Here is a 10,692-nt window from a genome sequence, read left to right on the forward strand (position 1 = left end):
CCTCGTGGGTCACCACGACGCGCCCGGTCTTGCGGACGGACGCGGTCACCGTGCGGTAGTCCACGGGCGAGATCGAGCGCAGGTCGATGACCTCGATCGACACCCCGTCGTCCTCGGCGGCGGTCGCGGCATCCATCGCGGTGCCGACCTGCGAGCCGTAGGTCAGCAGCGTGACGTCGCTGCCCTCGCGAGCGACCCGCGCGAGGCCCATCGGCGGCGCGTCGGCGAGGTCGCCGTCGAGGTCGACCTCGCCCTTGGAGTGGTAGAGGCGCTTGGGCTCGAAGTAGACGACCGGGTCGTTCGAGGCGATCGCCTGGCGCAGCATCACGTAGGCGTCCTGCGGATTCGAGACGGCGATCACGCGAAGGCCGGACGTGTGGACGAAGTACGCCTCGGGCGACTCGGAGTGGTGCTCGGCCGCGCCGACCCCGCCCGCCCACGGGATGCGGATCGTGATCGGCATCTGGACGTTCCCGCGCGTGCGGTAGTGGAGCTTGGCGACCTGGCACACGATCTGGTCGAACGCCGGGTACACGAAGCCGTCGAACTGGATCTCGACGACGGGCCGGTAGCCGCGGAAGGCGAGTCCGACCGCCGTGCCCATGATGCCGGCCTCCGCCAGCGGCGTGTCGACCACGCGCTGCGCGCCGAACTCGTCCTGCAGTCCGTCGGTGATGCGGAAGACACCGCCGAGCTTGCCGATGTCCTCGCCCATCACGAGGACCTTCGGGTCGTCGGCCATCGAGCGGCGGAGCGCCTCGTTGATGGCCTTGGCCATGGTGAGCTGGGTCATCGTGCCGCCTCCTCGGTGTCGGCGACGAATCCGTCGAGGTAGGCGCCGAACCACGCGCGCTGCTCGTCGAGTCCGGAGTGCGGCTCGGCGTAGACGTTGTCGAGCACCGTGATCGGCGCACGCGTCACGGCGCCCTGCGCCGCGGCACGCACCTCGGCGGCCAGCGCATCCGCGTCCGCGGCGACGCTCGCCGCGAAGTCGTCCGGGAACTCCCCCTGCGCGCGGAGCAGAGCCTCGACGCGGGCCAGCGGATCGCGGCCCTTCCAGCGCTCCACCTCGTCCTTCTCGCGGTAGCGCGTCGGGTCGTCGGAAGTCGTGTGAGGTCCCATGCGGTAGGTGACGGCCTCGATGAAGGCGGGTCCGTTGCCCTTCCGCGCGTTGTCCACCGCCCAGCGCATCGCCGCGAGGCACGCGAGGACGTCGTTGCCGTCCACGCGCATGCTCGGGATGCCGAAGCCCGGCGCGCGACCGGCGATCGGGAACTTCGCCTGCACCGAGACGGGCTCGGAGATCGCCCACTGGTTGTTGGAGCACACGAAGACGACGGGCGCGCCATACGAGGAGGCGAACACCATCGCCTCGTTGACGTCGCCCTGGCTCGAGGCGCCGTCGCCGAAGTAGGCGGCTGCGACCTGATCGGTGCCGTCCCGCTGGATGCCCATCGCGTAGCCCACCGCGTGCAGCGACTGCGCGCCGATGATGATCTGCGGAGTGGCGGTGTTGATGTCGAAGGGGTTGTAGGTCGAGTGCTCCTCGCCGCGCCATGCGAGCACGTAGTCCGCGGGCTTGCCGCCGCGGGCGTAGACCACGCCCGTCTCCCGGTAGCTCGGGAAGGCGAAGTCGTCGGCGCGGAGGGCGCGGGCGGTGCCGATCTGCGTGGCCTCCTGGCCCTGGCACGGCGGCCAGAGGGCCAGCTGACCCTGGCGCTGGAGGGCGACGCCCTCGGTGTCGATGCGGCGCAGGAGCACCATGTCCCGATACAGCGCACGCAGGGCCGCGGCATCCACATCCGCCACCCAGCGGTCGAGCTCGGCGTCGGCGATGCGCTCGCCATCGGGGGTGACCAGCCGTGCGACGTCGTCGGTGTCGGTCGCGAGATCGGCGGTCGGAGTCAGGGTGTGCGTCATCGTCATCACTCCTCGGTGCAACCCTCCCTCGTGAGGAGAGGCGTCGTGGTCGCCGACCTCTTCGCCGGCTCCTTCGAGGCTACGTCCGCATCGCACCTCGCTCAAGCATCTGCGATCCGCCTGAGCATGTTGACAACTCGCATGCCATCAGACCGTGCTAACGTTTCGCACTATGAGTGCCCTCGATCACGTCGACCTCGAGCTGCTGGCCGCCCTCTCCGCCGACCCCCGCGCGACCGTCGTCGCACTCGCGGAACGGCTCGGGCTCTCGCGCAACACCGTCCAGGCGCGCATGGCCCGGCTCGAGCGCTCGGGCGTCTTCCTCTCGTACGAGCGGGCCATCTCGTCCTCGTCGCTCGGCTACCCGATCGAGGCGTTCATCAGCGTCATCGTGCGCCAGGCGGAGCTTCCTCGCATCACCTCGGAGCTGATGCGCGTGCCCGAGATCGTGCAGGCCCACGGGCTGTCCGGTCAGGTGGACCTCCTCGTCCGCGTGGCCTGCCGCGACACGCAGCACCTGTTCGACACCGACGCGCGCATCCTGGCGATCGAGGGGGTCGAGCGCACCGAGACGTCGCTCGTCATGGGCGAGGTCATCCCCCACCGCGTCAAGCCGCTGATGGAGCTGGCGCGCCGCGAGCCGTAGGTCGTTCGCTACGGCAGGGGGACGGATGCCGCGGCAGGCGCCCGTTCGACCGCCGGCGCCGACCGCAGGTCGTCGACTTTGACGAGCACGACGCCCGCGAGGATCAGCGCCCCGCCGGCGAACTGGATCGGGGCAGGCACCTCCGCCAGGAAGATCCAGGCGAAGCCGAGCGCGAACAGCACCTCGGACAGCCCGACGAACGAGGCGACCCGCGAGCCGATGCGCGGCACGGCCATCACGCCGAGGGCGTAGCCGAGGGTCGTCGCGACCGCCGCCACCCACAGCAGAGGCACGAACCAGGGCACCGAGACGCCCCCCAGCTCGACCGAGACGGCGGGCGCCTCGAACGGCATGATCCCCACCAGGCACAGCAGGCCCATGATCGCGGCGCCGACGAGCAGCCCGCTCGCCGCGAGTGCGAGCGGCGGAAGGTCGTCGCCGGCCCGCTCGGAGATGACGAAGTACGCGCAGACGCAGACGGCCGCGGCGAGGGCGAGCAGCGTGCCGATCAGGTCGAACGAGGCGCCGGAGATGTCGACGACGAGGATGAGTCCCAGCACGGCGACCGCAGAGCCCCACAGCACGAGCGAGGACGGGGCCCTGCGCGTGCGCAGCCACACGAAGGCCACGAGCATGACCGGGGCGAGGTACTGGATGAGCAGCGCCACGGCGACCGGCATCCGCTGCATCGCCGAGAAGAAGAAGAGCTGGCAGCCGAGCACGGGCATGAGTCCGAAACCGGCGATCAGCCGCCAGTGGCGGCGGAGGAAGCCCGGCTGGCGACGGATGGCGCGGAACACCGCCGGCGACAGGATGAGGCCCGCGACGCCCATGCGCACGAGGAGGGCCGCGCCGAGCGACCAGCCCGCCTCGAGCAGCGGCTTGATGAACGGTCCGCTCGACGAGAATGCGAGGGCGGATGCGACGGCCATGACGAGCCCGGTCGTGCGCACGCGGGAGGATGCCGCGATCGGCGCGATCACGGGAAGGGACGCGGTCGAAGCGGTCATGGGCGGCATCCGGCTGTCAGGGGTCAACTGTGCTTACACTGGTGACGGTACCGAATCGGATGTCAGGAGTCAACATGGTTTTCATCCATGACACGAAACGCACGCTGATGATGGTCGTCGATCTGGTCAACACGCTGCCGGGCTACGACGACGAGGACGCTCTGCAGACCCCCGACGACCTCGCTCGATTCCTCGTCACGAACCCGTACACGGGGGTCGTCCGCACCGATGAGGCCGAGGTCGCAGAGGTGCGCGGGGTGCGATCGCGACTGCGCGAGCTGTGGGAGGTCGACCGCGAGGGCGCGGTCCCCCTGGTCAACCGCATGCTCGCGGACGGTCAGGCGCTCCCCCGGCTCGTGATCCACGACGAGTACGACTGGCACATCCACGCGACCTCCGACGACTCGCCGCTGGCGACTCGCATGATGGTGGAGGCCGCGATGGCCTTCGTCGACGTCATCCGCTCCGACGAGTACGACCGCATCCGGGTCTGCTCCGCCGACGACTGCGACTCGGTCTACATCGACTACTCGAAGAACGGCTCCAAGCGCTACTGCGACACCGGCAACTGCGGCAACCGCATGAACGTCATCGCGTACCGGGCGCGGAAGGCGCGAGAAAGCGCCTGATCGCCTGGGCCGCCGGCGCCGGCGTCTCGTAGTGGATCAGGTGGCCGACGTCGGCGATCTCGACGAGCTCAGCCGACGGGAACATCGTCGCAAGCCGCCGCTCCGCCTCGATCGGCGTGATGTCGTCGCGGACCGCGGCGACGAGCAGGGTCGGCTGGGCGATGCGGGGAGCGAACTCGCGCACGTCGTGCGAGACCGACGCGAGGAAGGCGTCGTGCAGCACGTCGCGGTCGGCGAAGCGCGAGAAGTACGTGTCGTGCTGGTCGTGGATGAAAGTGCGCAGGCCCGGATCCTTCGTCTTGGCCATCGACTCGCTCATGACGCGCACGATGAGGCCGTTGCGCAGCAGCGCGTCACCGAGCCGCTTCGGCAGACGGGCACCGGCCCAGTAGTAGAACACCGCGAGGCGCGTGAGCAGGCCTCGCGGACCCTCGAGCGCGGGGGCCCCGATGGGATTCACGAGCACCACGCGGGGCGTGTCGAGCCCGCCGGCGACCGCCGCGGAGACGACGATCGACCCGAACGAGTGGCCGAGGATCACCGCCCCCGGCGCCACGGCGGCGGCGAACTCGGTCAGCCATCCCGCGTACGCGTCGAGATCGTGGCGCACGCCGGGAAGCGGCGGGGTCTCGCCGAAGCCGGGCAGGTCCGGTGAGATGACGCGAACGTCCGGCAGATGCGCGACGACGGGCTCGAGCCCGTGGTGCTCGCCCCGGAAGCCGTGCACGGCGACGACGGTGGTCGCGGCATCCGCCGGTCCGTAGACCCAGTACGCCGTCACGCCGCCGCCGATCGCGACCTCGCGCCGCTCGACGGGGATCGCATCGAGGAGCGGGGCATACGGGTTCGCGGGGGCCACCCCCCGATTCTACGAGGCGGCCGCGGTGCGCCTGCGGCGTCGTGTCGGATGCCGCGCATACCGTGATCGGCATGGAGCACTGGCGGGCCGAACCCCTCGCGCTCTTCGACGTCCCCGAGTGGGTGCGCGTCGTCGGGGTGTTCGACCTCGAGACCACGGGGATCGACGTCGCGTCCGACCGGATCGTGACGGCTCATGTCGGCTTGCTCGATGCATCCGGAGCCGTGCTGAACGCGCGCGACTGGCTCGCCGATCCCGGCGTCGAGATCCCTGAGGGCGCGGCGGCGATCCACGGCATCTCGACCGCGCACGCCCGCGCGCACGGCCGTCCGGCGCCGCAGGTCGTCGGCGAGGTCGTCGCGGCGCTGCGGGGCCTGCTCGAGGCCGGCATCCCGGTCGTCGCCTACAACGCGCCGTACGACTTCTCGCTGCTCAAGCACGAGGCGGTGCGGCACGGGATCGATCCGATCCTCGACCCCTTCCCCGTCATCGATCCGCTCGTGGTCGACAAGGCCTACGACCGGTGGCGCCGCGGCAAGCGCACCCTCTCCGTGGTGGCGGCCCACTACGCGGTGCGGCTCGACGGCGCGCACGAGGCGTCCGCGGACGCCGTTGCGGCCGGCCGCGTCGCCCAGGCGCTCGCCGAGCGCTTCGCGCCGTGGCTCCCGGGCACCGCGCACGAGCTGCACACCCGGCAGATCGGGTGGGCGCGCGCCCAGGCGGCGAGCCTGACCGACTACTTCATCCAGATCGGGCGCCTCGATCCCGACGACCGCCTCGACGGCAGCTGGCCCATCCGCTGACCGGCCCCCGGGAACGACGAAGGCCCCGCCGGAGCGGGGCCTTCGGAGCGGCTGCTTACTTGCCGAAGTTCTTGAAGCGCTGGTTGAACTTCTCGACGCGACCGGCCGAGTCCATGATGCGCTGCTTGCCCGTGTAGAACGGGTGCGAGGCCGAGGAGATCTCGACGTCGATGACGGGGTACTCGACGCCGTCGAGCTCGATCGTCTTGTCGCTGGTCACCGTCGAACGGGTGAGGAAGGTCTCGCCGGAACCGAGGTCGCGGAACACGACGGCCTGGTACTCGGGGTGGATGTCAGTCTTCATGGGAAGTCCTTTGAAAGTGGTGCCCTGGATTTTGCCAGGACGGACAAAGTCTGAGGTGCGAGTGCACCAGCGAGCGATTCTATCAGCTTCGGGCGCCGACGCGGAATCGGCGGCGGGACCCTCAGTGCGCGGCGCGGGCGGCGTAGCGGCCGTCGTGCTCGGTCAGCAGGATGGGCGCGCCGAACGTCTCGGTGAGAGCCTCCGCCGTCAGCGTCTCACCCAGGGGCCCGGATGCCACGGCCTTGCCGTCTGCGAGCAGCAGGACGTGCGTGAACCCGACCGGGATCTCCTCGACGTGGTGGGTCACCATGATCATCGCGGGAGTCGTCGGCGCCTGCGCGTATCCGCCGAGGAGGGTGAGGAGCTCCTCGCGCGCGCCGAGGTCGAGGCTCGCGGTCGGCTCGTCCAGCAGGAGCAGCTCGGGATCGGTCATGACAGCCCGGGCGATCTGCACGCGCTTCTGCTCGCCGTCGCTCAGTGTGCCGAAGGTGCGGTCGGCGAGGTGATCCAGCTTCCACTCGGCCAGGACGCGCAGCGCGCGACGCTCGTCGATGTCCTCGTAGTCCTCGCGCCAGCGTCCGAGCACCGAGAAGGCCGCGGTGAGCACGACGTTGAGCACCGTCTCCTCCGGCGGCACCCGGCGCGCCATCGCCGACGATGCGAAGCCGATGCGCGGGCGCAGCTCGAAGACGTCGGTGCGACCGAGCCGCTCCCCCAGGATCGTCACCGCGCCCGAGGTGGGGTGCATGAGCGTGTCGGCGAGCTGCAGCACCGTGGTCTTGCCTGCGCCGTTGGGCCCGAGGATCACCCAGCGCTCGTCGTCGCTGACGCTCCAGTCGAGGTGGTCGACGATATCCCTGGCGTTCCTGCGGACGACGACGTCGGAGAATTCGAGCACCTGCGGCATGCGTCCAGCCTATCGGCCGGAGGCGGCGACCTCCGCGTAGAGCGCGGCCGTCTGATCGGCGATGCTCTGCCAGCTGAAGTCGTTCGTCGCGCGCTCGCGTCCCGCGGCGCCGTACGCCCGTGCGCGGGCGGGATCGGACACGACCTCGGTGAGCACCGCCGCGAGATCCGCAACGAACTTCTCCGGGTCCGTCGGAGTGCCGGTGCCGTCCTGCACCTGGTCGATGGGCACGAGGCGCCCCGTGACGCCGTCCACGACGACCTCGGGAATGCCTCCGGTGGCGGTGCCGACCACGGCGGCGCCGCACGCCATCGCCTCGAGGTTCACGATCCCCAGCGGCTCGTAGACCGAGGGGCACACGAAGGTCGTCGCGGACGTGAGCACCGTGCACAGCTCGTGGCGCGACAGCATCCGATCGATCCACACGACGCCGTCACGGGTCTCCTGGAGTCCGCGCACGAGCTCCTCGACCTCGGCCATGATCTGAGGCGTGTCCGGCGCGCCCGCGCACAGGACCACCTGGACCTCGGCGGGAAGTCGCTCGGCGGCGCGGAGGAAGTACGGCAGGCCCTTCTGGCGGGTGATGCGGCCCACGAACACGACCGACGGGCGCGACGCGTCGACGCCGAGCTCGGCGAGCAGCGCGGGGTCCTCGACCGGATGCCACGCCTCCACGTCGATGCCGTTGTAGATCACCCGCACCGCGGCGGGATCGAGTGACGGGTAGCTGCGCAGGATGTCCTGCCGCATCCCCTCGCTCACGGCGACGATCGCGGCCGCTCCCTCGTAGGCGGTCTTCTCGATCCAGCTCGACACGGCGTAGCCGCCCCCGAGCTGCTCGGCCTTCCACGGCCGCAGCGGCTCGAGGCTGTGCGCCGTCACGATGTGCGGGATGCCGTGCAGCAGCGATGCGAGATGACCGGCGAAGTTGGCGTACCAGGTGTGGCTGTGCACGACGTCCGCGCCCGCCACGTCGGTCACGATCTCGAGGTCCGTCCCGAGGGTCTGGACGGCGGCGTTGGCCAATCCGAGCTCGGCCGGAACACCGTAGGCCGTCGTGCCCTCCTCGTCGCGTTCGGCGCCGAAGGCGCGCACGCGGACGTCGATCGCGGCGCGCAGCGCCTTCACGAGTTCGGCGACATGCACCCCCGCGCCACCGTAGATCTCGGGCGGGTACTCCTTCGTCACGATGTCCACGCGCATGGGACGAAACCTAGTACACGCGACGCACGGGGAAAACCCGCTACCCGGGTTCGGGAGAGCCCCCTAGGGTGGTGGCATGCCTGCAGCGCCGAAGGTCTTCGGAATCATCCTCGCCGGCGGCGAGGGCAAGCGCCTGATGCCCCTCACGGCTGATCGCGCCAAGCCCGCCGTGCCGTTCGGCGGCCAATACCGATTGATCGATTTCGCGATCTCGAACCTCATCAACTCGGGCTTGCGGCAGATCGTCGTGCTGACCCAGTACAAGTCGCACAGCCTCGACCGCCACATCTCGCAGACGTGGCGGATGTCGGCACTGCTCGACTCCTACGTCGCCTCGGTGCCCGCCCAGCAGCGTCTCGGCAAGCGATGGTTCTCGGGTTCGGCCGACGCGATCCTGCAGAGCCTCAACCTCATCAACGACGAGCAGCCCGACATCGTCGTCGTCATCGGCGCCGACCACGTCTACCGCATGGACTTCCGCCAGATGCTCGCCGCCCACATCGAGTCCGGCGCGCGGGGCACGGTCGCCGGCATCCGCCAGCCGATCTCGCTCGCCAACCAGTTCGGCGTCATCGATGTCGAGAAGGACGACCCCTCGCGCATCCGCGAGTTCCTCGAGAAGCCGCAGAACCCCACCGGGCTCGCGGACTCCCCCGGGGAGGTGCTGGCGTCGATGGGCAACTACATCTTCGACACCGACGCCCTCATCGAGGCGGTCGAGTCCGACGGCGAGCTTCCGACCTCGAACCACGACATGGGCGGCGACATCGTCCCCTATTTCGTGGGCCGCGGCGAGGCCGGCGTGTACGACATGAAGCTCAACGACGTGCCGGGATCGACCGACCGCGACCGCTACTACTGGCGCGACGTCGGGACGATCGAGTCGTTCTTCGACGCGCACCGCGATCTCATCTCGACGCTCCCGATCTTCAACCTCTACAACACCGACTGGCCGATCCACTCGCAGGCGGTCAACTCGCCGCCCGCGAAGTTCGTGCGCGACTCGGTGGGGCGCATCGGCAACGCGATCGACTCGATCGTGTCGTTGGGATCCGTGCTCTCGGGCACCCACCTGGAGCGCAGCGTCGTGGGTCCGTGGACCCTCGCCGGCGGAGGATCGACCATCACCGACTCGGTGCTGTTCGACCACATCCAGGTCGGCGCGGGCGCCCGCATCCACCGCGCGATCCTCGACAAGAACGTCGTGCTCGCAGAGGGTGCGACCGTCGGAGTCGACCGCGAGAAGGATCTGGCCCGCGGGTTCACGGTCACCGACACCGGCATCACCGTCGTGGGCAAGGGCGTCCGCGTCGAACGGTGACCCCCGGTTCGGGAGGCGGCGTGCCACGCCGCTAGCGTGGGAGGATGCCCGTTCCCGCCGCCCGCTTCCTCGTCGTGCTCGACGCCGACTCGACCCTCATCCGCAACGAGGTCATCGAGCTGATCGCCGACGAAGCCGGTCGCGGCCCCGAGGTCGCGGCGGCGACGGAAGCCGCGATGCGCGGCGAGGTGGACTTCGCGACGAGCCTGCGCTCTCGCGTGGAGGCGCTGGCCGGTGTCCCGCTCGCGGCGTTCGCACGCGTGCTGGCCAGGGTCGAGCCGACGCCCGGCGTGCAGGAGCTCGTGGCCGCCGTCCATGACCGCGGCGGACGGGTGGGAGTGGTGTCCGGCGGATTCCACGAGATCCTCGATACGGTCGCCCCCGGCCTGGGCGTGGACGTGTGGCGGGCGAATCGCCTCGCGACGACGGGCGACGCCCTCAGCGGAGTCGTCGACGGCGAGATCGTCGACGCCGAGGGCAAGGCGGCGGCCCTCACCAAGTGGGCCGCCGAGGCGGGCGTCCCCCTCTCCCGCACCATCGCGATCGGTGACGGCGCCAACGATCTGCGCATGATGGCCGTCGCGGGACTCGGCGTGGCGTTCAACGCCAAGCCCGCCGTCCGCGCGCAGGCCGACGTCGTCGTGGGACCGGTCGATCTCGCCGAGGTCATCGCTCTGCTCCCCTGACCCGGATGTCGGCGGCTGGGGCTAGCGTCGGGGCATGGACATCATCCTGATCCCCGGTCTCTGGCTCGACGCGTCGTCGTGGGACGACGTCGTGCCGTCGCTCGAGCGCGCCGGTCACACCGCGCATCCGCTGACCCTTCCCGGCGTGGGCGCGCCGGCGTCCGAGTCCGCCGGCATCGGCATCCAGGACTGGGTCGACGCCGTCGTCGCCGAGATCGACGCCGTCGGCTCCCCCGTCGTGCTCGTCGGGCACAGCGGCGGTGGCAACGTCGTCTGGGGCGCGGCAGAGGCGAGGGCGGATGCCGTGACCCGCGTGATCTTCGTCGACACGGTGCCGCCGCCGGGCGGCCAGGGCATCTCGGAGTTCGAACTCGTCGACGGTGTCGTGCCCTTCCCGGGGTGGG

The 10,692-nt window shown here is 70.4% G+C and carries 13 protein-coding genes; 6 read left to right on the top strand and 7 right to left on the bottom strand.

Annotated features, from left to right (window positions below; genetic code table 11):
• Both ACE3O1_RS12615 and pdhA read right to left on the bottom strand, forming a co-directional pair.
• Positions 1-793 (bottom strand): alpha-ketoacid dehydrogenase subunit beta (locus ACE3O1_RS12615; RefSeq protein WP_374315564.1); only part of this gene is annotated, 793 nt, incomplete at its 3' end.
• Entirely contained in the window at positions 790-1,926 is a 1,137-nt protein-coding gene (gene pdhA, locus ACE3O1_RS12620) for a pyruvate dehydrogenase (acetyl-transferring) E1 component subunit alpha (RefSeq protein WP_374315566.1), read from the bottom strand. The genes ACE3O1_RS12615 and pdhA, both read right to left, overlap by 4 nt.
• A 166-nt stretch (positions 1,927-2,092) precedes the next feature.
• Between pdhA and ACE3O1_RS12625 the strand changes: the two genes are divergently transcribed.
• Positions 2,093-2,566, top strand: a complete 474-nt coding sequence (locus ACE3O1_RS12625) for an Lrp/AsnC family transcriptional regulator (protein ID WP_374315568.1) — start codon at positions 2,093-2,095, stop codon at positions 2,564-2,566.
• 8 nt (positions 2,567-2,574) lie between these two features.
• On the opposite strand, the gene ACE3O1_RS12630 is transcribed toward ACE3O1_RS12625, so the two are convergent.
• Positions 2,575-3,576 (bottom strand): DMT family transporter, encoded by a 1,002-nt coding sequence (locus tag ACE3O1_RS12630; RefSeq protein WP_374315570.1) that lies wholly within the window; start codon positions 3,574-3,576, stop codon positions 2,575-2,577.
• Between the two features lie 74 nt (positions 3,577-3,650).
• Here ACE3O1_RS12630 and ACE3O1_RS12635 point away from each other — a divergent pair, with 74 nt between their 5' ends.
• On the top strand, positions 3,651-4,205 hold the full coding sequence (locus ACE3O1_RS12635; RefSeq protein WP_374315572.1) for an ABATE domain-containing protein: 555 nt from the start codon (positions 3,651-3,653) through the stop codon (positions 4,203-4,205).
• Here ACE3O1_RS12635 and ACE3O1_RS12640 read toward each other — a convergent pair.
• Positions 4,165-5,064: an alpha/beta fold hydrolase gene (locus ACE3O1_RS12640; protein WP_374315574.1), complete on the bottom strand. Its 900-nt coding sequence runs from the start codon at positions 5,062-5,064 to the stop codon at positions 4,165-4,167. The genes ACE3O1_RS12635 and ACE3O1_RS12640 overlap by 41 nt on opposite strands.
• Positions 5,065-5,135: 71 nt before the next feature.
• Here ACE3O1_RS12640 and ACE3O1_RS12645 point away from each other — a divergent pair, with 71 nt between their 5' ends.
• Positions 5,136-5,867, top strand: a complete 732-nt coding sequence (locus ACE3O1_RS12645; RefSeq protein ID WP_374315576.1) for a 3'-5' exonuclease — start codon at positions 5,136-5,138, stop codon at positions 5,865-5,867.
• A gap of 55 nt (positions 5,868-5,922) precedes the next feature.
• Here the strand turns inward: ACE3O1_RS12645 and ACE3O1_RS12650 are convergent, their stop codons facing one another.
• From ACE3O1_RS12650 to glgA, 3 genes are all read right to left on the bottom strand, one after another.
• Positions 5,923-6,171: a type B 50S ribosomal protein L31 gene (locus ACE3O1_RS12650; protein ID WP_169582628.1), complete on the bottom strand. Its 249-nt coding sequence runs from the start codon at positions 6,169-6,171 to the stop codon at positions 5,923-5,925.
• A 121-nt stretch (positions 6,172-6,292) separates the two neighbouring features.
• A complete protein-coding gene (locus ACE3O1_RS12655; protein WP_374315578.1) occupies positions 6,293-7,078 on the bottom strand; it encodes an ABC transporter ATP-binding protein in 786 nt (261 codons plus the stop codon).
• Between the two features lie 9 nt (positions 7,079-7,087).
• A complete protein-coding gene (gene glgA / locus ACE3O1_RS12660) occupies positions 7,088-8,281 on the bottom strand; it encodes a glycogen synthase (protein ID WP_374315580.1) in 1,194 nt (397 codons plus the stop codon).
• A gap of 76 nt (positions 8,282-8,357) precedes the next feature.
• Between glgA and ACE3O1_RS12665 the strand changes: the two genes are divergently transcribed.
• From ACE3O1_RS12665 to ACE3O1_RS12675, 3 genes are all read left to right on the top strand, one after another.
• Positions 8,358-9,602 (top strand): glucose-1-phosphate adenylyltransferase, encoded by a 1,245-nt coding sequence (locus ACE3O1_RS12665; protein ID WP_374315582.1) that lies wholly within the window; start codon positions 8,358-8,360, stop codon positions 9,600-9,602.
• A gap of 44 nt (positions 9,603-9,646) precedes the next feature.
• Entirely contained in the window at positions 9,647-10,288 is a 642-nt protein-coding gene (gene serB / locus ACE3O1_RS12670) for a phosphoserine phosphatase SerB (protein WP_374315584.1), read from the top strand.
• Positions 10,289-10,322: 34 nt separating this feature from the next.
• Positions 10,323-10,692: alpha/beta fold hydrolase (locus ACE3O1_RS12675; protein ID WP_374315586.1), on the top strand; the 370-nt coding region annotated here is incomplete at its 3' end.

This window comes from Microbacterium sp., from assembly GCF_041909575.1.
Classification (GTDB): Bacteria; Actinomycetota; Actinomycetes; order Actinomycetales; family Microbacteriaceae; genus Microbacterium.

Excerpts from the sequence above, each read along its gene's own strand:
- ACE3O1_RS12650 (WP_169582628.1), bottom strand. The coding sequence starts at position 6,171 with ATGAAGACTGACATCCACCCCGAGTACCAGGCCGTCGTGTTCCGCGAC.
- pdhA (WP_374315566.1), bottom strand. The coding sequence starts at position 1,926 with ATGACGATGACGCACACCCTGACTCCGACCGCCGATCTCGCGACCGAC.
- glgA (WP_374315580.1), bottom strand. The coding sequence starts at position 8,281 with ATGCGCGTGGACATCGTGACGAAGGAGTACCCGCCCGAGATCTACGGT.
- ACE3O1_RS12645 (WP_374315576.1), top strand. The coding sequence starts at position 5,136 with ATGGAGCACTGGCGGGCCGAACCCCTCGCGCTCTTCGACGTCCCCGAG.
- ACE3O1_RS12665 (WP_374315582.1), top strand. The coding sequence starts at position 8,358 with ATGCCTGCAGCGCCGAAGGTCTTCGGAATCATCCTCGCCGGCGGCGAG.
- ACE3O1_RS12655 (WP_374315578.1), bottom strand. The coding sequence starts at position 7,078 with ATGCCGCAGGTGCTCGAATTCTCCGACGTCGTCGTCCGCAGGAACGCC.
- ACE3O1_RS12630 (WP_374315570.1), bottom strand. The coding sequence starts at position 3,576 with ATGACCGCTTCGACCGCGTCCCTTCCCGTGATCGCGCCGATCGCGGCA.
- ACE3O1_RS12635 (WP_374315572.1), top strand. The coding sequence starts at position 3,651 with ATGGTTTTCATCCATGACACGAAACGCACGCTGATGATGGTCGTCGAT.
- serB (WP_374315584.1), top strand. The coding sequence starts at position 9,647 with ATGCCCGTTCCCGCCGCCCGCTTCCTCGTCGTGCTCGACGCCGACTCG.
- ACE3O1_RS12625 (WP_374315568.1), top strand. The coding sequence starts at position 2,093 with ATGAGTGCCCTCGATCACGTCGACCTCGAGCTGCTGGCCGCCCTCTCC.